This window comes from Bradyrhizobium sp. 613_E4_N2_2, assembly GCF_052075995.1.
GTDB classification, from domain to species: Bacteria; Pseudomonadota; Alphaproteobacteria; order Rhizobiales; family Xanthobacteraceae; genus Bradyrhizobium; species Bradyrhizobium barranii.
Genome location: NZ_CP197234.1, coordinates 762,829 through 785,256, shown reverse-complemented (window position 1 = coordinate 785,256; position 22,428 = coordinate 762,829). Strand labels below are relative to the sequence as shown.

Below are 22,428 nucleotides of genomic sequence, written 5' to 3'. Positions count from 1 at the left end.
CCGTTTGCGTCTTCAGCCGTCGGCATTGGCAATAGCTGCCGCACGCCGCTCCATCAACACGCGCTCGCGCGCATTGTTCGCGAGACGTGCGGCGGTCTCGAACGATAATCGCGCCTCGGCGAAGCGGCCGAGCTTCTCCAGGAGGTCGCCGCGGACGGAATGGAGATGGTGGTAGGCCCCGAGCGCCGGTTCGTCAGCGATCATGTCCACGAGATCGAGACCGGCCTGCGGCCCTTCGGCCATGCCAAGCGCGACCGCCCGGTTGAGCTCGATCACCGGCGAGCGCACCAGCGCCGCAAGCTGGCCATAGAGTTCCGCAATGCGGCGCCAGTCGGTGGCAGCGGCCGTCTCCGCCGTCGCGTGACACGCGACGATCGTGGCCTGCAGCGTGTAGAACCGGCCGGCACCACCGAGCTCGCGCGCGCGATCGAGCGCGCGAAGGCCGCCACCAATCTGGCGCCGGTCCCAGAGCCTGCGGTCCTGGTCCATGAGCAGGATGGGCTCGCCATCGATGCCGGTGCGCGCCTGCTTCCGCGCGGCATTCAGCTCCATCAGCGCCATCAGACCGTGGACCTCGGGCTCGAGGGGCGCGAGCCCGACCAGCACCCGCCCCATGCGCAGAGCCTCGTCGCAGAGCTGCGGCCGCAGCCACTCCTCGCCGCCTGAGGCCGAATAGCCCTCGTTGAATATGAGATAGACGACCTCGAGCACCGAGGCGAGACGCTCCGAAAGCGCCTCGCCGCCCGGGATCTCGTAGCTCAGGCCCGACCGCGACAGCGTGCGCTTGGCGCGGACGATGCGCTGGGCGATGGTTGCCTCCGTGACCAGGAAGGCGCGCGCGATCTCGTCGGTGGTCAGGCCGCAGATCATGCGCAATGCCAGCGCCGCGCGGGCCTGCCGCGGCAGCAGCGGGTGACAGGCCGTGAAGATCAGCCGCAACCATTCGTCACCGATATCGTCGTCGAGGGCGGCGTCGAAATCCGGCATCGCGTCCTGCTCCTGCATCAGCTCGTGCGTCAGCAGGTCCTGCTTGCGGGTGAGCATCTTTGCCCGGCGCAGATGATCGAGCCCGCGGCGCTTGGCCGTCGCAACCAGCCAGGCGCCGGGATTGTCCGGCACCCCGCTGTGCGGCCACGCTTCCAGCGCTGCGACCAGAGCGTCCTGGGTCAATTCCTCCGCCAGCGGCACGTCGCGCAGCATGCGCGACAGCGTGGCGATCAGCCGTGGCTGCGCGACGCGCCAGGTTGCGTGAATCGCGGCGCGGATCGCGTGATCGATGTCGGCGGTCGTCATCGCCGCCGACCAGAGCCCTTTCCGTTCCGATGGAATCGGAACGGGGCTCTAGATTCTTGTTTTGACGCGTTTTCTTGACGCGAAACGGTATTCACTTCGCGAGAAAACGCTCCAGGACGAGCGGTGGTGTCCATCAGGCGTGGGCAGCCACCCTGGACTGCGCGTCGACCTGGCAGGCGATCTCCACGCCCGGCGTGGCGAATGCCCGTAATTCGCAGGTCCCCTCCCAGCCCGGCATGTGATCGAGGTGCAGCTGCATGAATTCCTTCGCCATGGCCACGGCTTCCGCCTTGTCGCGCAGCTCGAAAATGGCATAGCCGCCGATCACTTCCTTGGCCTCGACGAAGGGGCCGTCGATGACGCTGAGCTCACCGTCGACGATTCGCACCCGTGCGCCGGTCGCAAGCGGCATCAGGCCGCCATTGTCGATCATTCGACCGGCCTTGATCTCCCGCTCGGATATGTCCTGCATGGCCTCCATCAGCGCCGGGCTCGGGGCAGCCATCGGCTGGCTGGAGGTGACGATGTACATGAAGCGCATGAAAAACTCCCTTGGCGAGCAGCAGCCGCTCCGGCTGCAAACCGGCTCGCTATGGATGTGACGATTGAGCCTTGGCTAAATCGACATCGACCGGAAGATTTATTGCCGCAGCATGATCAGGGGATCGGCGGTATCGGGGACGCGCCGCCATTGCGCGTTGTCATCGGCCTCGAACTGCCAGGCCTCGCCTGATTTCGACATCAGGACGATCTGGCCGCGCTCGAGCCGCCATTGCGCCGGATTGAACTGAGCGATCGCCGGATCGCATTTCGGCTTGACGAAGACCTGGAAATTGTCCGGGCCGGCTTCCGTGTTGGTCAGCGTCAGCCCGCACACCGGCTGGCCGTTGCCGCGCACCATCGACCAGTCGCCGATCATCTGGTCCATCGACTTGGCCATCGAGCGGGCGGCGGCGAGATCCTGGAGGATGTAGACGCCCTCGCCCTGCCGCAGGCCTTCGAAGATGCCGGCCTCGACCTCGGTGAAGTCGATCACGGCTTCACCGGTCGCGTCCTGCAAACGAACGATGTCGAGGCCCCTGACGCTCCAGGCAACGATATCCTTCGTAAAGGGCAGCGTGGTCTTGCAGGCCGGCTCCAGCTCCAGCTTGAAACCCTGCGCCGCGGCATCGCCCTTCATCGTGACGACGCAGGTCTTGCTGCGCTCGGTGGTCGAGAGCTCCCACTGCCCGGGCATCGTCTTCTTCAGGGTCGTCGCATCCTGCGCATGCGCGATGCCGATCGCGGCCACGCAGGCCGCGACGGCGAATGCAACGACCCGAAGACCTCTCATCAGCGCCCCTTGAACGGCGTTTCCGCAACCGGCGTCAACGGCGCCTTGCCGGCGAACCAGGACTTGAGGTTGTCGACCACGAGCTGATCCATCGCGTTGCGCGTCACCACCGACGCCGAGCCGATATGCGGCAGCAGCACGACGTTCTGCATGGTCTTGAGCTCGTCCGGTACGCTCGGCTCGGCCGCGAACACGTCGAGACCGGCGGCGAGGATGGTGCCTGATTTCAGCGCCTGGACCAGCGCCGCCTCGTCGACCACCGAGCCGCGCGCCACGTTGACCAGCACGCCGCGCGGACCGAGCGCCTTCAGCACCTCGGCATTGATCATCTTGTTGGTCGAGGCGCCGCCGGGCACGATCACCATCAGCGTGTCCACCGCCTTCGCCATCTCGATCAGATCGGGATAGTGCTTGTAGGAGACGTCCTTCGACGGATTGCGGGAGTGGTAGACCACCGGCACCAGCGAGGCATCGAGCCGGCGCGCGATGGCCTGGCCGATCCGGCCCATGCCGACGATGCCGACCTTGCGGTCGCGCAGCGAGCCGACGCTGAGCGGATAGTTCTGCGTCTGCCAGAGGCCGGAGCGGACGTAGCGGTCGGCCTTGATGAACTCACGCACGGTGGAGATCAGAAGACCCATCGCGACGTCGGCGACCTCCTCGGTCAGCACGTCGGGCGTGTTGGTGACGATGATGTTGTGCTCGGCCGCGTATTTGGCGTCGACGTGGTCGTAGCCGACGCCGAAGCTCGCCACCATCTCGATCTTGGGCAATTGCGACAGCGAGTCCCTGTCGGCACGCACGGTGTGATAGGTCACCGCCACGCCGCGGATTTTTTCGCGGATCGCCGGTGTCAGCCGCTCGAGATCGCCCCGGGTCTCCGCCTTGTGCACGACGAAATGATCGGAAAAGCCGTTGTCGAGAATTGGCCGCACCGGCCCATAGATCAGAAGGTCGATCTTTTCGGACGAAATCGAACCGGTAGTCATCAGTTTTCCTTTCCAAGCGCGCTCTCGTGCCAGCGCCGTAAAACGAGGTGGGAAACTAGCGCCAGCACCCCATAGATGACAATCCCGGCCAGCGACAACAGCAGCAGCGCTGCGAACATGCGGGGTATGTTCAATCGATAGCCGGATTCGGCGATCCTGTAGGCGAGTCCGGAGCCTGCGCCGGCCGTTCCGGCCGCAATCTCAGCCACGACCGCGCCAATCAGCGACAGGCCGCCGGCAATGCGCAGGCCCCCGAGGATATAGGGCAGCGCCGCCGGCAGCTTCAGGAAGCGCAGGGTTTGCGGCGGCGAGGCGCCATAGAGCTGGAACAGGCCGGCAAGGTTGCGATCGACCGAATTCAGCCCGAGCGTGGTGTTGGACAGCACCGGGAAAAAGGCAACGATGAAGGCGCAGACGACGACCGCGGTCTGCTGCTCCAGATAGATCAGGAGCAGCGGTGCAATCGCGATGACAGGAGTCACCTGGAGGACGATTGCATAGGGGAATAGCGAATATTCCACCCATTTCGACTGGTTGAACAGCAGCGCCAGCGCGATGCCGCCGATGCTGGCGGCGACAAAACCTTCGAGCGTGGTCAGCAGCGTGGTCGCGAGCGATTGTGACAGCACCGCCCAGTCCTTGATCAAGGTCAGGAAGATGACGGAGGGTGCTGGCAGAACGTAAGGCGGGATGTCCTTGATGCGGACGACCAGTTCCCAGGCCGCGAGTCCGGCTGCGAACACGATGACGGGAAGCACGAAGCGCATCGCGCGTTGCGCGCCGGATGGTTTTGCGGTGACGGTAGCTTGCGCGTTCATAGCATCGATTTTCCCGAATAGGACGGCGCCAGCGCGGCCGACACTTTCCGGCAATAATTGGAATAGGCGGCCGAGGTCCGAAACTCCTCACCGCGCGGCTCGACCGTCTCGATGCGGATATCGGCCTGGATGCGGCCGGGCCGCGCGGTCATGACCACGACCCGCTGCGACAGGTAGACGGATTCGAACACCGAATGGGTGACGAAGATGACGGTCTTGCCCAGGGCTCGCCACAGCGCGAGCAGGTCGTTGTTGAGGCGAAAGCGCGTGATCTCGTCGAGCGCGGCGAACGGCTCATCCATCAGGAGGATATCAGGGTCGGTGACGAGCGCACGCGCCAGCGACACTCGCATCTTCATGCCGCCGGAGAGCTCGCGTGGGAAAGCATCGGCGAAATCGGCAAGACCCACGCTGGCCAATGCCTCATCTGCCCGCGCGCGCGCCTCCGCCTTCGGAACGCCTGCGAGCCTCAAGGGCAGCCGCACATTCTCGCGCACGCTGGTCCAGGGCATCAGCGTCGGCTCCTGGAACACGAAGCCGATGCCATGCCCCGGCAGCACATCGCCCTCGTGGCGCGCCACCCGCACGATGCCGGACGATGGCGCGCTGAGCTCTGCGATCAGGCGCAGCGCAGTGGACTTGCCGCAACCGGACGGGCCCAACAGCGAGATGAACTCGCCCTTGCGAACGGCAAGGTCGAGCGGGCCGAGCGCCATGACGCCATTGTCATACGCCTTCGTCACGCCGCGCAGGCTGACGGCGAGAGCCGTCAGTCCGGCCTCGACCCCGGACGAGCTTTTGACGGATGACATGGACCTTGCGCTACGGCTTGCTCGGGCGCAGCTCGACGCCGACGCCCTTGTTGACGAAGCGCAGCGTATAGGACTTGCGGAAGTCGAGATCCGCCTTCACGACGCCGGCCTTCACCATCTTGTTGAAGAAGGACGTGTAGCGCTCGTCGCTCATCGCGCCGATGCCGTTCTTCAAGGACTCGCCGGAATCGACGATGCCGTATTCCTTCATCTTGGCGACGGAATAGGCGAGCAGCTCGTCGGTCATCTCCGGGTTGAGCTTCTTGATCATGGCATTGCCCGCGGAATTGTCGCGGTAGATGTAATTGTACCAGCCGACCATGGAGGCATCGACGAAGCGCTGCACCAGGTCCGGCTTCTTCTCGACCATGTCGCGGCGGGTCTCGATCAGGGTCGAATAGGTGTTGAAGCCGTAATCGGCGAGCAGCAGCACATTCGGCTTGAAGCCGGCGGCCTTCTCGACCGCGAAGGGTTCGGAGGTGACGTAGCCCTGCATCGCGCTCTTGGGGTTGGCGATGAAGGGCTGCGGATTGAAATTGTAGGGACGGACGTTCTTCTCGTTGAAGCCGTATTCGGACTTCAGCCACTGGAAGTAGCTGGTCATGCCCTCCTTGGAGACGAACAAAGTCAGCGGCTTGAGATCCTCGATCTTGGCGACCTTGGCGTCCGGCTGCGTCAGCATCACCTGCGGATCCTTCTGGAAGACCGCTGCGATGGTGACGACGGGGACGTTATTCGCCACCGCGTCGAACGACATCAGCGTGTTCGCGGCCATGAAGAAATCGATCTTGCCGGCGATCAGCAGCATCCGGTTGTTCTCGTTCGGACCGCCGGGAACGATGGTGACGTCGAGCCCGTATTTCTTGTAGGTGCCGTCGGCGACCGCCTGGAAGAAACCGCCATGCTCCGCCTCGGCGACCCAGTTCGTGCCGAAGGTGACCTTGTCCAGCGTCTCTGCACGCACCGGCGCGAGAGAGACGAAAGCGGCCATCAAGCTCGCCGTTAACGCTCGCCGCAGATGAGAGGGGGTCATGATGGCACTCCGTCGATCGTGGCTGGCCGATGTGAGGGCAACGCGATAGAACCGCATGAAGTTCGGGGACGCGAGCCGGCCAGGCCCGCGTCCCCTGATAACCCCAAAATACGCGACAAATTCGGGCAAAGAAACCACGATGACGCCGTCCCGCGACTGGATCGACATCAACTGGGCCGATGGGAGCCTTGCAGACGTGTCGCGCTGGATCGCGGTGCTGCCGCTGGCGGCGACCGAGCAGCACGGCCCGCATCTGCCGCTCGAGACCGACGTGCTGATCGCGGACGCGTATCTCGCGCGCGTGCGCGAGCTGTTGCCCGCAAATGTTCCGGCGACGTTCCTGCCCGTTGAACCGGTCGGGATTTCCACCGAGCATATCGACTTTCCGGGCACGCAGACGCTGCCGACCGAGGTGGCGCTGAAGCGATGGACCGCAATCGGCGAGGACGTCGCGCGGCGCGGCTTGAAGAAGCTCGTCATCATCACCAGCCATGGCGGCAACAGCGCGGCAATGATGCTGGTCGCGCAGGATCTTCGCGCGCATCGCAAGCTCTTTGTGGTGACGACGTCGTGGTCGCGGCTGTCGGGCGCGGAGAAACTGTTCCCGGCGGATGAAGTGCGCCACGGCATTCACGGCGGCGCCGTCGAGACGTCGATCATGCTGGCGCGCTATCCCGATCAGGTGCGCAAGGATGCGATCGCGGATTTTCCCGCGAGCAGCATCGCCATGGACAAGCAGTATCGCTGGCTGTCGACGCAGCGGCCCGCGCCGTTCGCCTGGCAGGCGCAGGATCTCCACACGAGCGGGGCGATCGGCAATGCGACGCTGGCCGTCCCCGAGAAGGGTGAGCAGCTCGTCGATCAGGGGGCACGCGCCTTTTGCGAGCTGCTCGCCGAGGTCGATAACTTCGACGTGAACAGGCTCGCCAAAGGGCCTCTCGGCTAGCTCGCATCCGACTGGAATCATTCAGGAAACAGCCGGGCTACACGCCTGCTTTTGCGGGATTCGAACCGGACGCGACAAGCCTCCGTCCAACTGGGCACGCGGGCCACAACGGACCGCCTCAACCCTGATGGAGTTTCACATGTCGATCAAGACCAGGATTGCCGCCGTCGCGCTCGCTGCCCTCGCCGTTACCGGCAGCATCGTGTCGACCACCTCCTCGGCCGAAGCCAAGCAGCCCGGCTGGGTCTGGGGTGTGGGTGCCGGCATCGCCACCGCCGCCGTCGTCGGCTCCGCGATCGCCGCCAGCAACGACCCCTATTACTACGGCTATCACCGCTGCGGCTGGGTCGCCCAGTACAACGCCTTTGGCCAGTACGTCGGCCGCGTTCGTTCTTGCTACTGATTTGGGTACCTGAGGCCGATCTCACGTGGATCCTGCGTTCGACACGGGCGCCTCATCCACCCCGTGTCGTGCCCCCGACCCGCCCGGCTGTCCCCCCGGGCGGGTCATTCATTTTGGACCTGAGAATTTGTTGCAGCTCCGTCACACAAGAGTGCGAACCATCCGCTGCGGCAATCGGCGCCAGTTGCTATTGCGAATTAATCGCAATAAGGTTGATAGCAGGCACAGGGGCTTGGGAAGAAATCGCGTCGAATCGGGATCGTCTGGTCCGATCGCGTGAACAACCAAGACTTCGTGACAGGGCCGCCGCGAATCTGCAGGGATATCGCGGCGAATGGGACACATTCGCGTTTGGGGGCGTGCGTTTTGAAGTTGAGAGGTCACCGACACCGGTATTTGCGAACGGCCGCGGCGATTGCCTCGGGCGTGCTGGCTTTTCCCGCCGCCGTACACGCGGCCGATCTGCCGCTGAAGGCGCCGGCGCTGAAAGCGGTCTATGACTGGACCGGCCTCTATATCGGCGCGCATGCCGGCTACAGCCGTGGCTCGTCCAGCTTCGCGCTGAACGACGGCACCGCGATCAACGGCAGCGGCGTCTTCAGCGGCATGATCGGCGGCGTGCAGGCCGGCTACAACTACCGGCTCAACTCCGGCTGGCTCGTCGGCGTCGAAGGCGATTTTTCGTTTCCCAATTACATCACCTCCAACTCGATCGTTTCCTTCCTCGCGACACCTGCCAACACGGTCATCCAGCAGTGGGACTACACCGCCAGCCTGCGCGGCCGCGTCGGCTACACCAGCGGTCCATGGCTCGTCTATGCCACCGGCGGCTTTGCGTGGATGGGCGAGCGCTATTTCGACACGCCGGCCGCGGGCGACGTCCCGAAAATCCTGAACACGCGGCCCGGCTGGATCGCGGGTGCCGGCATCGAATACGGCTTCGCGCCGCATTGGAGCGCACGGCTCGAATATCTCTATAGCCGCTTCGACGGCGCCAACGTCGCCTTCTCCACGGGGGCCCAATACACCTCCTCGTCGCTCGACTTCCAGTCGATCAGGCTCGGGCTCAACCGCAAGGTCGATTGGCCGGGCATGCCGAGCTACAATCCGAAGAGCTCCCTGATCGACACGGAATCGGATCGCTGGGAGATTCACGGTCAGAGCACTTATCTGCCGCAAGGCTATCCGTCGTTCCCCGCTCTCTACAGCGGAACAAACTCGCTCTCGCCTTCAACCCAGGCCAAGGCGACCTGGAGCAACAGCCTGTTCCTGAACGCGCGGCTGTGGGACGGCGGCGAGGTCTACTACAATCCCGAACTGCTCCAGGGATTTGGACTGAACGACACGGTGGGCGCGGCAGGCTTCCCCAACGGCGAAGCGCAGAAGTCGAACTTCCCCTATCCGCATTACAACACCTCGCGGCTGTTCGTGCGCCAGACGTTCGGCTTTGGCGGCGAGCAGGAAGAGCTCGCGAGCGGCCAATTGCAGCTTGCGCAGAAGGTCGACATTTCCCGCCTCATAGTGCAGGCCGGCAAGTTCGCGGTGATCGACGTGTTCGACGGCAATGCCTTTGCCAAGGACACCCGCAAGGATTTCATGAACTGGTCGCTGTGGGCGCCGGGCGCCTTCGACTATTCCGCCGACAAGGTCGGTCTCACCTATGGCGTCACCGCCGAGCTCAACCAGAAGCAATGGGCGCTGCGCGGCGGCTATTTCCTGATGGTCGCGGAGTCCAATTCGAATCATTTCGACACCAGGGTCGGGGAACGCGGTCAGTACGCGATCGAGCTGGAGACGCGGTTCTCGCTGCTCGGCCAACCTGGCAAGCTCAGGACCATGGGCTGGGTCGACAGCGCCAACATGGGCAGCTTCCGCGAGACGCTGGACAATCCTGCGCTCAATCTCGACATCGCGCAGACCCGCCGCGGCCGCCTCAAGGTCGGCTACGTCGTCAACCTCGAGCAGGCGATCACAGAAGATATCGGGCTGTTCGGCCGCTGGAGCTGGAACGACGGCAAGACCGAAACACTCGCCTTCACCGACATCAACAGCAGCCTAGCCGGCGGACTGTCGATCAAGGGCACGAAATGGGGCCGGCCTGACGACGTCGTCGGCATCGGCGGCGCGGTCAATGCCATCTCGCAGGATTATCGCGACTTCCTGGCCGCCGGCGGCCTCGGTGTTCTCATCGGCGACGGCGCTCTCAACTACCGCAAGGAGCGCATCCTTGAGGCCTACTATGCCTATTCGGTGAACAAGAACGTCACGCTGACCGCGGACTATCAATTGATCACAAACCCGGCCTATAACGCCGACCGCGGGCCGGTCTCGATCTTCTCGGGCCGCCTGCACGCAGAGTTCTAGCCCAAAATTCCAGCCCAAGGGCGGGCCTATGAAGCCGAGAGATATCCGCACGGCCGCGATCGGCCGGGCGCTACTCCCCAATGTCTGGGACGTCGCGGCGCTGATCCTCGTGATCGGCGCCATGGTCCTGATCGTCTATGGCGGCGAGCAGACCACGGTGCCGCTGTCCGAGCTCGAGCGCGCACCGGTCACGCTCGATCCGGCAAACCTTCCGCTTTACGCCTTGCGCACCGTCTTACGGATGCTGCTCGCCATCGTCTGTTCGACGGTCTTCACCTTCATCTACGCGGCGATCGCAGCCAAGAGCCGGCGAGCCGAATTGGTGATGATCCCGCTGCTGGATATTTTGCAATCCGTCCCGATCCTGGGCTTCCTCACCTTCACCGTCGTGTTCTTCATGAATTTGTTTCCGGGGCAGGTGCTCGGCGCCGAGCTCGCCTCGGTGTTCGCGATCTTCACCAGCCAGGCCTGGAACATGACGTTCAGCCTGTACCAGTCGATCCGCAACGTTCCGAAGGATCTGGAAGAGGCCACGCAAAGCTTCCATTTGTCCGGCTGGCAGCGCTTCTGGCGCCTCGACGTCCCCTTCGCGATGCCCGGCCTGATCTGGAACGCGATGATGTCGATGTCGGGCGGCTGGTTCTTCGTGGTGGCCTCGGAGGCGATCACGGTCGGCAACACCACGGTGACGCTGCCGGGCATCGGCTCCTATGTCGCGATGGCAATTCAGCAGCAGGATTTGCCGGCGATCCTCTACGCCATGCTGGCGATGCTGCTCGTGATCATCGCCTATGATCAGCTGCTGTTCCGCCCCATCGTCGCCTGGGCCGACAAATTCCGCTTCGAGCAGACCGCCTCAGGCGAGGCGCCGGCCTCCTGGATGCTCGACCTGTTCCGCCGGACTCGGGCGCTGCGTGCGCTGACCCTTCCTTTCGCGGCGCTGAACCGCGCGATCTCGAACTTGCGCATTCCGCTGCCAAAGCTGCCGCCCGCGGCACCAGGTAAAGACCAGACGTCACGCCTCGTCGATACGGTCTGGATCGCATTGATCCTCGCCGGCACGGCCTATGCCGCCTGGCTGACCTATCGCTATCTCTCGGCCAGTCTCGGAATGTCCGACGTTCTCGTCGTCATCAGGGACGGGCTCATCACGTTGTTGCGCGTCGCCATCCTGATCAGCCTCGCCACGCTGATCTGGGTGCCGGTTGGCGTGTGGATCGGGCTTCGCCCGAAGCTCGCCGAACGAATCCAACCGCTGGCCCAGTTTCTGGCGGCCTTCCCGGCCAATCTCGCCTTCCCCGTCTTTGTCGTCGCCATTGTCAGCTTCAAGCTCAATCCAGACATCTGGCTGAGCCCGCTGATGATCCTGGGCACGCAGTGGTACATCCTGTTCAACGTGATCGCGGGCGCGAGCGCCTTTCCGACCGATCTGCGCGAAGCCGCCGGCAGCTTCCATCTCCGGGGATGGCGATGGTGGTTCAAGGTGATACTGCCCGGCGTCTTTCCTTATTACATCACCGGCGCGATCACGGCGTCCGGCGGCTCCTGGAATGCGTCGATCGTCGCGGAGGTCGCAAGCTGGGGCGACACGCATCTGAAGGCCACCGGGCTCGGTGCCTATATTGCTTCCGCCACGGAAGCCGGTGACTTCCCGCGCGTCGTGCTCGGAATTGCCACGATGTGCATTCTGGTGACGTTGTTCAATCGTCTGGTCTGGCGGCCGCTCTATGCCTTCGGCGAGCGTCGCCTGCGGCTCGGCTGACGAGGAGACCCTCATGCTCGATCAACCCTCTCCGCTCATCGACATCCGCGGTGTCTGCCGATCCTTCCCGAAAGGCAGCGGCGAACAGCTCCTGGTGCTGGACAAGGTCGACCTGACGATCCGCTCGGGCGAGATCGTCGGCCTGCTCGGCCGCTCCGGCTCCGGCAAGTCCACCTTGCTGCGGATCATCGCCGGTCTGGTCAGCCCGTCTGCGGGACAGGCGACCTGTCGCGGCGAGATCATCGTCGGGCCACCGAACGGCGTCGCCATGGTGTTCCAGTCATTCGCGTTGTTTCCCTGGTTGACCGTGCTCCAGAACGTCGAGCTCGGGCTCGAAGCGCTGGGCGTCGATGCCACCGAGCGCCACAAGCGCGCTCTTGCTGCGATCGACCTGATCGGCCTTGACGGGTTTGAGTCCGCCTTCCCGAAGGAACTGTCGGGTGGCATGCGGCAGCGCGTCGGCTTCGCCCGCGCGCTGGTGGTGCATCCGGACCTCCTGCTGATGGACGAGCCGTTCTCGGCACTCGACGTCCTCACGGCCGAGACACTGCGCACGGACCTGATCGACCTCTGGATCGAGGGCCGGTTGCCGATCAAATCGATCCTGATGGTGACGCACAATATCGAGGAGGCGGTCCTGATGTGCGATCGCATCCTGGTGTTCTCATCCAATCCAGGGCGTGTCGCCGCCGAGATCAAGGTCGACATGCCGCATCCGCGCAACCGGCTCGACCCCCATTTCCGGCAGCTCGTCGACAACATCTACGCGCGCATGACCCAACGCGCCGAACCGAAGGCGCCCCCCGTCGAAGGCATCCTCGGCTCCGGTGTCGGCATGACCCTGCACCACGTCTCGTCCAACGTGCTGTCGGGCCTGATCGAGACGCTGGCGGGGCCGCCCTATCACGGACACGCCGACCTGCCCGTGCTCGCAAGCCAGCTCCAGCTCGAGGCCGACGAGATCCTCCACCTCGGCGAGTCCCTGCAACTGCTGCGCTTCGCCCAGCTGAGCGAAGGTGACCTGATGCTCACCGACACGGGCAAGCGTTTTGCCCATCTCGAAACCGACGCACGCAAGAAGCTGTTCGCCGAACATCTCGTCACTTACGTGCCGGTGATGGGATTGATTCGCCGCGTGCTCGACGAACGTCCCTCCCATACCGCCCCCGCGGCACGGTTCCGCAACGAGCTCGAAGATTACATGTCCGAGGACTATGCGGACGAGACGCTCAGGACCGTCGTGTCCTGGGGACGTTATGGCGAGCTGTTCGCATATGACGAGCAGTCGGAGACGTTCAGCCTCGAAAACCCGGGCGAGAGCGCTTGATCCCGCCTGCGGCAATTTGGTCGGGAACCGGACAAATTGTGCATCGAGTTCATATATAAGGGGCTTGGTCCGGCGTTCGCCGGGTCAAGTATCCCTTCTCCTTGCGCACAATGTTGTCCGTCGAAATCATCATCGTCGTCGTCCTGATCGTCATTAACGGCCTGTTGTCCATGTCCGAGCTGGCCGTGGTCTCGTCCCGCCCGGCCCGGCTGTCGCTGCTCGCGGCCAAGGGGGTGCGCGGCGCCGAGCGGGCGCTGACGCTGGCGGCCGACCCCGGAAAGTTCCTCTCGACGGTGCAGATCGGTATCACGCTGGTCGGCGTGCTCTCCGGCGCGTTCTCCGGCGCGACGCTCGGACAGCGGCTGACGCAATGGCTGGTCGAGCTCGGCCTGTCCTCAGGGATTGCCGACATCGTCGGCGTCGGCATCGTCGTCACGCTCATCACCTACGCCACCCTGATCGTCGGCGAACTGGTGCCGAAGCAGGTGGCGCTGCGCGACCCCGAGAGCATCGCGGTCAAGGTCGCGCCCGCGATGCACGTTCTGGCGCGAATCTCGCTACCGCTCGTCTTCCTGCTCGATCTCTCCGGCAAGCTGATCCTCACGCTGCTCGGCCGCGGCGGCAAGGCCGAGGAGAAGGTCTCGGAGGACGAGATCCATCACCTCGTCAGCGAAGCCGAGAACGCGGGCGTGCTGGAGTCGGGCGAAAAGGAGATGATCGCGGGCGTCATGCGGCTCGGCGACCGGCCGGTCGGCGCAATCATGACGCCGCGCACGGAGGTCAACGAGATCGATCTGAACGATACGCCGGAGGCCATTCAAGCGATCATCGCGAAGAGCCCGCATTCGCGCTTTCCCGTCTCGGACGGCGATCGCGACAAGCCGATCGGCGTGCTCCAGGCCAAGGACCTGCTGGTCGCCTACATGAACGAGCGCACGCCGGATCTGCGAGCGCTGGTGCGCGAGGCGCCCGGCATTCCGGCATCAGCCGACGCCCGCGACGTGCTGGCGATCCTGAAAGCCGCTCCGGTTCATGTCGGCCTGGTCTACGACGAATACGGCGCCTTCGAGGGTATCGTGACGACGGCTGACATTCTGGAATCGATCGTCGGCGCCTTCCATTCCGAGGAGGGACCGCCGGAGCCGGCCTATGTCAGGCGCGATGACGGCTCGCTGCTGGTCTCCGGCTGGATGCCGGTCGACGAGTTCGGCGAGTTGCTCGGCGTCGAGCTGCCGCCGCACCGCTACAACACGGTGGCGGGCCTGGTGCTGCAACAGTTCAACGTGCTGCCTAATGTCGGCGATGCCTTCGACTTCGCCGGCTGGCATATCGAGGTGGTCGATCTCGACGGACGCAGGATCGACAAGATTCTGGCGGGCCGGTTGAGTGAGGTCGAGACGGGGTGATCGCGCACCCAACCCTCCACCCGTCGTCCCGGACAAGCGCGCCCTAAGCGCGCGACTTTGTCGTGCCCCGGGACGACAGCGGAGCTTGTGGTGCGCGCTCGCGCCAAACGCGCACCCATCACCCGAACCGCACCCCGATCCGCTTCTCCTTGCGCCAGACGACCGTGCAGGCGAGATGCGTTCCGTCGGCCTGGATGACCAGGGTGAACCGCTCGGGGATACCGACCGGACTGGTGACATCGAGCGCGGCGCCGGTGTCGGAGAAATTACGGATGGTGCAGTCGATCGCGCCGCCGCCGAACTCGATGGTTCCGGCTTTCAGCACGCGGCGCCTAGCTTTGTCGCGTCGCTCGTCCATGGGGCCAATCTACACCCCAAGCTGACACAGACGTTAAAACACAACCACAATCCCCGATGAATTTTCACCGCCGCAGGATGCGGCCGTATCATGCGGTGCCCCCTACGGCGCCGGCTGGAACGTCTCCGCCCGCGCCATCTGCCAGGCTTCACGGAAGCGCGGATCTTCGGTGCCTTCGAGCAGCTCGCCCGGACGCAGCGACGGATAGAGCTGTGCAAAGGATCGCACCTGGGTGGTCGATGTCCGCTGGCTAAAGTGGATCGGGCGCAGCTGCTGCGGGTGTTCGAGACCGGCCGCGGCGATCAGCTCGGTGAGCGAGTGCAGCGTGGCATGGTGATAATTATGCACGCGGTCGATCTTGAGCGGCACGTAGAGCGCACGCGCACGCGTCGGGTCCTGGGTCGCAACCCCGGTCGGGCAGCGGTCGGTGTGGCAGCTCAGCGACTGGATGCAACCCAGCGAGAACATGAAGCCGCGCGCCGAGTTGCAATAGTCGGCGCCGATCGCCATCGCCCGCGCCATGTCGAAGGCAGTCGCGATCTTGCCGGACGCGCCGATCCTGATGCGGTCGCGCGCATTGATGCCGACCAGCGCGTTGTGGACGAAATTGACGCCCTCGCGCATCGGCATGCCGAGGTGATCCATGAACTCCAGCGGCGCCGCGCCGGTGCCGCCTTCATTGCCGTCAACGACGATGAAATCAGGATAGATGCCGGTCTCCAGCATCGCCTTGCAGATCGCCAGGAATTCCCAGGGATGACCGATGCATAGCTTGAAGCCGGCCGGCTTGCCGCCGGACAAGCGTCGCATCTCGGCGATGAACTGCATCATGCCTGTTGGCGTCGAGAAGGCGCGGTGCGAGGCCGGCGAGATGCAGTCCTCGCCCATCGTGACGCCGCGGATTTTTGAGATCTCCTCCGACACCTTCGCGGCCGGCAGCACGCCGCCATGGCCGGGCTTGGCGCCCTGGCTGATCTTGAGCTCGACCATCTTGATCTGGTCCTGGCTCGCGACGCGCGCGAACGCCTCGGGATCGAACGTGCCGTCGAGATGACGGCAACCGAAATAGCCGGAGCCGATCTCCCAGATGATGTCGCCGCCCATCTCGCGATGGTAGGGGCTGAAGCCGCCCTCGCCGGTGTCATGCGCGAAGCCGCCCTTCCTGGCGCCGGCATTGAGCGCGCGCACGGCGTTCGGGCTGAGCGCGCCGAAGCTCATCGCGGAGATGTTGAACACCGATGCCGAATATGGCTTTGCGCAATCGGGGCCGCCGATGGGGACGCGAAACTTCTCCTCGGCGTGCGTCTTCGGCGAGACCGAGTGATGCATCCACTCGTAACCCTCGCGGTAGACGTCCTCCTGGGTGCCGAACGGACGCTTGTCGAGCTCCATCTTGGCGCGCTGATAGACCACCGCGCGGATATCGCGCGAGAACGGCATGCCGTCCTTCTCGCTCTCGAAGAAATACTGCCGCATCTCGGGGCGTATCTCTTCGAGCAGAAAACGGATGTGCGCCGAGATCGGGTAGTTGCGCAGAACCGCATGGCCCTTCTGCATGAGGTCGCGGACCCCGAGCAGCGTCAGCGCGCCAAAGATCAGGATCGGGATCAGCAGGATGTCGAAGATCTTGCCATCGGCGAGACCGATGCCGATCAGCAGCGCGGTGACGACCGCGCAGATGGTCAGCACGATGAAGCGCGGCGAGAACGGCAGCAGCAGGGTTTCCATCAGCCCTTCGGGCGAAGCTTGCGTCTTGTTATCGTTGGCCACGACCACATCCCTCTCGTCAGTCTGACAGGGCATGATACGCCCGCGCCACGTCCATGGTTATGACGCGGACCCCGCCTTGAGGCTACCGAATCCGGATGCCGCAAATCAATCCATCCCGCGGCGGGCTTCGCAGTGCAATAGATTCAAATGAAATGACAAATCAGTGACCATGAGGCTGCGCCTCGTGCGGAATGACGCCGTGCTGCTCGAGGCCGCCTCGCGCCAGCCAGGCATCGGTGCTCGCGACCGCACGCTCGATATGGTCGTCGGTCCGCGAAAAATCGTAGGGCGATCCCACCAGCGGACAGAGCGGCGGCACCACGACATATTCGATGTCGGACGCCACCCCCTCGAGCTCCGCCACCAATTGCCGGGCGATCAGCAGCGTCAGCGCATGCAGGGCATTGGCAACCGCGCCCACCGGCGGGTCCTTCACCGCGCAGGCGTGTCCGGTCGGCAGCACGACCAGCCGTTTTGCGCCTTTCTTGATCGCGACCCGGACCGGCGTGTTCGAGGAGAGCGCGCCGTCGGCCAGGAAACGATTGCGGTAGTAGACCGGCGAGAACGCGCCGGGGATCGCAGTGGACGCCAGGATCGCGTCCACCGTCGCCCCCTCCGACAACACCACGCTCTCTCCGGAGACGAAATCGGTGGTGACGATGTGCACCGGAAGCACGGCATCCTCGAGGTTGCGATAGGGGATGTGGTCCTCGACCAGCTTGCGGATGCCGTCATGGGGAATCAGGAAATCGCGCCGCCACATGAATCCGGCGAGGCTTTTCCAGGTGACCGGGAAGACATCATGACGCTTCAGGCCGCGCCAGACCGCCTCCAGCCCCAGCACGCCCTTGAGCGAGGGATTGCCAGCATAATAGGCTCCGTTGATCGCGCCGACGCTGGAGCCGACGACGAGATCGGCGACGACCCCGTGCCGCGCTAGCGAATGCATCATGCCGACCTGGATCGCTCCAAAACTGCCGCCGCCCGCCAGCACGAAGGCGGTCGGTTTCGGCGGACCATGGTCGATCACGGACAAGATTTGCGCAGCTCCCCTCTCGCATTGCAACATCGCGGCGAGATTTTGGCGCGAGCTTATAACAAGGGGCGCGCGAGACGCGCCAATAACAAAGTCGGGGGAGGATGGTGAGGGACGTGGATGGCTGGCGAGTGTGTGAGAGGCGAAATGGCAGCCCCACACTCAACTGACGTCCCCGCGAATGCGGGGACCCATAACCACAGGGAGAGGTTATGGCGCGAGCTGATAACCACTAGCCGTCGCCAAACCACTTCCTGTGGTTATGGGTCCCGGGCTCGCGCTTCCGCCTTCGCTCTTCGAGCTACGGCGGACAAGTCGCGCGCCCCGGGACGACACCGATGTTTTGGCTACGGAGCGCCAATCAAAAGCCGAACGGCGCTTACCGCTCGACGAACGCCTTCTCGATCACGAAATGGCCGGGCTTGTTGCCGCTTCCCTCGATGAAATCGCGACCTTCGAACATCACCTTCAGCTCTTCCAGCATCGCCGGGCTGCCGCACATCATGATTCGGTCGGTTTCGATGTCGAGCGGGCCCTGTCCGATATCGTTGAAGATCTGCTCGGAGTTGATGAGGTCAGTGATGCGGCCACGGTTCTTGAACGGCTCGCGGGTCACGGTCGGATAGTAGATCAGCTTATCCGCCAGCAGCTCCCCGAACAGCTCGTCCTCGCGCAAGGAAGCAACCAGCTTCTCGCCATAGGCAAGCTCGGAGACCTGGCGGCAGCCATGCACCAGCACGATGCTGTCGAACTGGTCGTAGACCTCGGGGTCCTTGATCAGGCTGGCGAAGGGCGCGAGACCGGTGCCGGTCGAGAGCAGCATCAGCCGCTTGCCGGGAATGAGGTTGTCGGTGATCAGCGTGCCGGTCGCCTTGCGGCCGACGAGGATGGTATCGCCTTCCTTGATCTTCTGGAGGCGCGAGGTCAGCGGACCGTCCTGAACCTTGATCGAGAAGAACTCGAGCTCTTCCTCGTGGTTGGCGCTCGCCATGCTGTAGGCGCGCAGCAGCGGACGGCCGTCGACCTCGAGGCCGATCATGGCGAACTGGCCGTTCTGGAAGCGGAAGCCGGTGTCGCGCGTGGCGCGGAAGCTGAACAGCGTATCGGTCCAGTGCTGGACGGAAAGAACCTTCTCTCGGTAAAACGCGCTCATGATTTTCGATATTCCGAATAATTGCGGTTTTAGGGCAAAAGCATTGCCCGGCCCCTGAAAGCGGGGCGGACACCATTGCCATGGCGGAGGATTTCGCGTGTGTGATCTACGCCATTGAGGCCAATAATCAACCTCGTTCCGGATGCAATTGATGCCGCTCAAACCGGCATTTGCGGCGGAAATGGCCACATCATTAATGAATCTGCTGCCGGGCATGCGCGGCGGGCAATTTCTTTTCCCTTCAGGGCCTGATTGCAGCACTTAATTTCCGTCGCGCTCGCGAGAATTTCATTAAGAATAGCTCTGACTTTCACCCCGGTTTGGCGCCGTTTCCCGCATTTTTGCGGCTTTTGGCGACAGGAACGACTGAACACATGGCGAGCGGCGAGCGGATCTTCGTCCAGGCGATCAGGCGCTATTGCGCGACCCATGGCATCGCGCTCGATGTCCGCGCCGGCGGTTGGCTGCTCGCGATGCGCAGCCGCGCAAAGCGCCACTTCGCGTTCGGCTACGACATCGGTCTCAACAGCGCCATCGCGCACCGCCTCGCCAACGACAAATCGGCCACTGCCGAGGTGCTGGCGCTTGAGGGCGTGCCATGCATTCCGCATCGCCTCTTCCTCAACCCAAAGCTGGGCAAGAACGTTGTTGGCCCCAATTGGCGAGACGCCATGCTCGAGCTGCTTCACGACCAACCGCAAGGCGTGGTGGTGAAGCCGAACGAGGGAACATCGGGGCGCTCGGTGTTCAAGGTGACGACAGAGGCGGAACTCGACCACGCGGCTGCCGAGGTCTTTTCAATGAGCGCCGGACTCGTGATCTCGCCCTATGTCGCGATCGAGCAAGAGGTGCGCGTGATCCTGCTCGATGACGTGCCACTCGTCGTCTACAGCAAGCAGCGTGGGTCGGCTTGGCGACACAATCTCGATGCCGGCGCAAAGCCGGTGCTGCTGGAGGACGACAAGGTTCGTACGGCCTGCGTGAAGCTCGCGACCGATGCCGCGAGCGCCATCGGCATCGCCTTTGCGTCAATTGACGTGATCCGTGTCGATGGCGAGTGGCGGGTGCTGGAAATCAATTCCGGCGTGATGATGGAAGCGCTGGCGAAGCTGCATCCGGAGCTGGTGCAGGCGACGTATGACGCGGCGCTGGATCGGGTGTTTGGGAACGAAACGCAATAGCCACGGCGAAGATCCCCACCCTCCCCTGGAGGGGGAGGGTCGCTGTGCATGGAGCGAAGCGGAATGCGCAGCGGGGTGGGGTGACAGTCTCTCCACCGAAGCAGTGCCCGCGTGGAGAGATCACCCCACCCCGCTCGCGCTACGCGCGATCGACCCTCCCCCTCCAGGGGAGGGTAAGAGAAACCGTCGCTAATTATTCGCGCTGGCGGAATCGTCCATCGCCTTGAAGGCTTCCTCCAGCTGCAGGGAGATCGGCACGTTCAGGCGTTCGCCGGTGGGCAGCCGCGCGGTGAACCATTTGTTGTAGAGCGGAACGAGATCGCGATTGGAGCCGAGCTTGCGGAAGGTGCGGTCGACCACCGCCGTCAGCTGAGGCTCACCCTTCCTGAACATGATGCCGTAGGGGTCATAGGACAGGTAATCGCCGGTGACGCGGAACTTGTCCTGCGCCTTGTGGCGCGCGATCAGGCCGGAGAGCAGGATGTCGTCGGTCGCGAATGCATCTGCCTTGCCGTCGACGAGCATCTGGTACGACTGCTCGTGATCCGGCGACGTGACGATGTTGAGGCCGAGCGAAAGCTTCTTGTCGGCCGCCTGGATCGCCTGCTCGTTGGTGGTGCCCTTCGTCACCACGATTGTCTTGCCCTTCAGATCGGTCAACGACTGGACCTTTGACGCCTTCGGCACCATCAGCTTGGTGCCGGCGACGAACATCAAAGGCGAGAACGCGACGCGCTTGCCCCGCTCGGCATTGGCGGTGGTCGAACCGCATTCCAGGTCGATCTTGTTCTGGAGCACGGCGTCGATGCGGTCGTCCGAGGTGACCTTGACGTAGTCGATCTTCAGATCGGGATCGTCGACCTCGACGCCGATCTCCTCGACGATGGCCTCGCAGAGTTCGAGGCTGTAGCCGATCGGACGGCCCGACTGGTCGAGGAAGGAGAACGGCGGCGAGCTTTCGCGATAGCCGAGCCGCACGGTGTGCCTGTTCTTGATGGCCGACAGCGTCGGGCTAAGCCCTTCGCTGCCGCCGGTCTGGGCGGAGGCGCCGGTTGCCAGCAGGCACGCCGCCAGCAACAGGCCACCCGATATCGCCGTTGAAAGGCGCATGATGCACTCCCGTCAATGGCCGGCCATCGCGGGCAGTTCGCCCGGAACCATGTCCGGCGTCGTCGCTTCGCCGGGTCCGAGCTCGTGCTCGGGCCCGAGCTCACCTTCCCACTTCGCGACCACGGCGGTCGCGAGCGAATTGCCGATGACATTGGTGGCGCTGCGTCCCATGTCGAGGAACGTGTCAATGCCCATGATCATCAGCAGGCCTGCCTCGGGGATGCCGAACTGCGACAGCGTCGAGGCGATCACCACGAGGGATGCGCGCGGTACGCCGGCAACGCCCTTGGAGGTGATCATCAACGTCGCGAGCATCGCCAGCTGCGTCGCGAGCGACATCTCGATGTGGTAGGTCTGCGCGATGAAGATGCTCGCGAAGGTGCAGTACATCATCGTGCCGTCGAGATTGAAGGAGTAACCGAGCGGCAGCACGAAGCTCGAGATCCGCGACGACGCGCCGAACTTGGTCAGCCCCTCCAGCGTCTTCGGATAGGCCGCTTCCGAGCTCGCGGTGGAGAACGCGATCATCAGGGGTTCGCGGATCAGCTTCAGCAGATGGCTGTATCGCGGCCCGATCACCATAAAGCCGACGATCATCAGGATGACCCACAGGATCCCAAGCGCGAGATAGAAGCCACCCATGAAGACGACGAGCTTCCACAGCACGCCGAGGCCGTTCTTGGCGACAGTGGCCGTGATGGCGGCCCATACCGCGAGCGGGGCGAACAGCATCACATAGCTCGTCACCTTGAGCATGATGTGAGCGACGTCGTCGATCATTGCCAGGATCGGCTTCGACCGTTCGGGCATCGAGCCCATCGCCACCGAGAAGAACACGGCGAAGATCACGATCTGCAGGATCTCGTTCTGCGCCATGGCGTCGGCGATCGAGGTCGGGATCAGATGGGTCAGGAATTTTTCGATCGAGAAGGCCGAGACCGGCAAGCCGGTCGATTGCCCCGCCTGCGGCAGCGTGCCGGGGAAGTTCGCGCCGGGCTGGAGCAGATTGACCATGACGAGGCCGAGCAGCAGCGACACGAAGGACGCGCTGACGAACCAGCCCATGGTCTTGGCGAAGATGCGCCCGAGCCGCGAGCCGCTGCCCATATGCGCGATGCCACCGACCAGCGTCGCAAACACCAGCGGCGCGATGATCATCTTGATCAGGCGCAGGAACATCATGGCGATCAGGTTGATGGAGGAAGCCCATTCGGCTCTGGTGTCAGGCAGGAAGTTGAAGATCGCCGCCCCCATGACGATGCCCAGCACCATCGCGGCCAGAATGTATTGCGTAAACTTGTTCGACATCGCTTACCCCCACCTACACCGGCGCT

At 63.9% G+C, this 22,428-nt stretch carries 20 protein-coding genes; 7 read left to right on the top strand and 13 right to left on the bottom strand.

What is annotated here, in order from left to right; translation table 11 throughout:
* Positions 1-12: 12 nt before the first annotated feature.
* From AB7290_RS03685 to AB7290_RS03655, 7 genes are all read right to left on the bottom strand, one after another.
* The gene (locus AB7290_RS03685; protein ID WP_085402673.1) at positions 13-1,293 is read right to left on the bottom strand and encodes an RNA polymerase sigma factor; all 1,281 of its coding nucleotides are present in this window, start codon (positions 1,291-1,293) and stop codon (positions 13-15) included.
* 133 nt (positions 1,294-1,426) lie between these two features.
* A complete protein-coding gene (locus AB7290_RS03680) occupies positions 1,427-1,834 on the bottom strand; it encodes a YciI family protein (protein WP_085402674.1) in 408 nt (135 codons plus the stop codon).
* Positions 1,835-1,933: 99 nt separating this feature from the next.
* The gene (locus tag AB7290_RS03675; protein ID WP_085402675.1) at positions 1,934-2,626 is read right to left on the bottom strand and encodes an AprI/Inh family metalloprotease inhibitor; all 693 of its coding nucleotides are present in this window, start codon (positions 2,624-2,626) and stop codon (positions 1,934-1,936) included.
* Positions 2,626-3,615, bottom strand: coding sequence for a 2-hydroxyacid dehydrogenase (locus AB7290_RS03670; RefSeq protein WP_085402676.1), 990 nt, complete (start codon positions 3,613-3,615; stop codon positions 2,626-2,628). The genes AB7290_RS03675 and AB7290_RS03670 overlap by 1 nt, the downstream gene beginning before the upstream one ends.
* Entirely contained in the window at positions 3,615-4,433 is an 819-nt protein-coding gene (locus tag AB7290_RS03665) for an ABC transporter permease (protein WP_085402677.1), read from the bottom strand. Before AB7290_RS03665 ends, AB7290_RS03670 begins: the two co-directional genes overlap by 1 nt.
* Positions 4,430-5,245 carry an ABC transporter ATP-binding protein gene (locus AB7290_RS03660; protein WP_085402678.1) on the bottom strand — a complete coding sequence of 272 codons (816 nt, stop codon included), beginning with the start codon at positions 5,243-5,245 and terminating at the stop codon, positions 4,430-4,432. The genes AB7290_RS03665 and AB7290_RS03660 overlap by 4 nt, the downstream gene beginning before the upstream one ends.
* Before the next feature lie 10 nt (positions 5,246-5,255).
* Positions 5,256-6,278 (bottom strand): ABC transporter substrate-binding protein, encoded by a 1,023-nt coding sequence (locus AB7290_RS03655; RefSeq protein WP_085402695.1) that lies wholly within the window; start codon positions 6,276-6,278, stop codon positions 5,256-5,258.
* Between the two features lie 139 nt (positions 6,279-6,417).
* On the opposite strand from AB7290_RS03655, the gene AB7290_RS03650 reads away from it, so the two are divergent.
* The 6 genes from AB7290_RS03650 (at position 6,418) to AB7290_RS03625 (ending at position 14,486) form a co-directional block, all read left to right on the top strand.
* On the top strand, positions 6,418-7,224 hold the full coding sequence (locus tag AB7290_RS03650) for a creatininase family protein (RefSeq protein WP_085402679.1): 807 nt from the start codon (positions 6,418-6,420) through the stop codon (positions 7,222-7,224).
* A gap of 139 nt (positions 7,225-7,363) precedes the next feature.
* Complete coding sequence (locus AB7290_RS03645; protein WP_028170409.1) at positions 7,364-7,627, top strand: hypothetical protein; 264 nt, start codon at positions 7,364-7,366, stop codon at positions 7,625-7,627.
* A gap of 396 nt (positions 7,628-8,023) precedes the next feature.
* Entirely contained in the window at positions 8,024-9,991 is a 1,968-nt protein-coding gene (locus tag AB7290_RS03640) for a carbohydrate porin (RefSeq protein WP_085404098.1), read from the top strand.
* A gap of 28 nt (positions 9,992-10,019) precedes the next feature.
* Complete coding sequence (locus AB7290_RS03635; protein ID WP_085404099.1) at positions 10,020-11,753, top strand: ABC transporter permease; 1,734 nt, start codon at positions 10,020-10,022, stop codon at positions 11,751-11,753.
* A 13-nt stretch (positions 11,754-11,766) separates the two neighbouring features.
* Positions 11,767-13,080 carry an ABC transporter ATP-binding protein gene (locus AB7290_RS03630; RefSeq protein WP_085398312.1) on the top strand — a complete coding sequence of 438 codons (1,314 nt, stop codon included), beginning with the start codon at positions 11,767-11,769 and terminating at the stop codon, positions 13,078-13,080.
* A gap of 110 nt (positions 13,081-13,190) precedes the next feature.
* Positions 13,191-14,486, top strand: a complete 1,296-nt coding sequence (locus AB7290_RS03625; RefSeq protein WP_135215892.1) for a hemolysin family protein — start codon at positions 13,191-13,193, stop codon at positions 14,484-14,486.
* Between the two features lie 118 nt (positions 14,487-14,604).
* On the opposite strand, the gene AB7290_RS03620 is transcribed toward AB7290_RS03625, so the two are convergent.
* From AB7290_RS03620 to AB7290_RS03605, 4 genes are all read right to left on the bottom strand, one after another.
* Positions 14,605-14,844 carry a PilZ domain-containing protein gene (locus AB7290_RS03620; protein ID WP_085398309.1) on the bottom strand — a complete coding sequence of 80 codons (240 nt, stop codon included), beginning with the start codon at positions 14,842-14,844 and terminating at the stop codon, positions 14,605-14,607.
* Between the two features lie 102 nt (positions 14,845-14,946).
* Positions 14,947-16,572, bottom strand: a complete 1,626-nt coding sequence (locus tag AB7290_RS03615) for an FMN-binding glutamate synthase family protein (protein WP_085398313.1) — start codon at positions 16,570-16,572, stop codon at positions 14,947-14,949.
* Positions 16,573-16,774: 202 nt separating this feature from the next.
* Positions 16,775-17,683 (bottom strand): patatin-like phospholipase family protein, encoded by a 909-nt coding sequence (locus AB7290_RS03610; protein ID WP_085398310.1) that lies wholly within the window; start codon positions 17,681-17,683, stop codon positions 16,775-16,777.
* Positions 17,684-18,029: 346 nt separating this feature from the next.
* A complete protein-coding gene (locus tag AB7290_RS03605; RefSeq protein WP_014490313.1) occupies positions 18,030-18,803 on the bottom strand; it encodes a ferredoxin--NADP reductase in 774 nt (257 codons plus the stop codon).
* A gap of 374 nt (positions 18,804-19,177) precedes the next feature.
* Between AB7290_RS03605 and AB7290_RS03600 the strand changes: the two genes are divergently transcribed.
* Positions 19,178-19,984, top strand: a complete 807-nt coding sequence (locus AB7290_RS03600) for an ATP-grasp domain-containing protein (protein WP_085398311.1) — start codon at positions 19,178-19,180, stop codon at positions 19,982-19,984.
* Positions 19,985-20,173: 189 nt separating this feature from the next.
* Here AB7290_RS03600 and AB7290_RS03595 read toward each other — a convergent pair whose 3' ends face one another.
* Positions 20,174-21,094 carry an amino acid ABC transporter substrate-binding protein gene (locus AB7290_RS03595; RefSeq protein ID WP_085398799.1) on the bottom strand — a complete coding sequence of 307 codons (921 nt, stop codon included), beginning with the start codon at positions 21,092-21,094 and terminating at the stop codon, positions 20,174-20,176.
* 12 nt (positions 21,095-21,106) lie between these two features.
* Positions 21,107-22,402 carry a dicarboxylate/amino acid:cation symporter gene (locus AB7290_RS03590; RefSeq protein ID WP_085398800.1) on the bottom strand — a complete coding sequence of 432 codons (1,296 nt, stop codon included), beginning with the start codon at positions 22,400-22,402 and terminating at the stop codon, positions 21,107-21,109.
* Between the last annotated feature and the right edge of the window lie 26 nt (positions 22,403-22,428).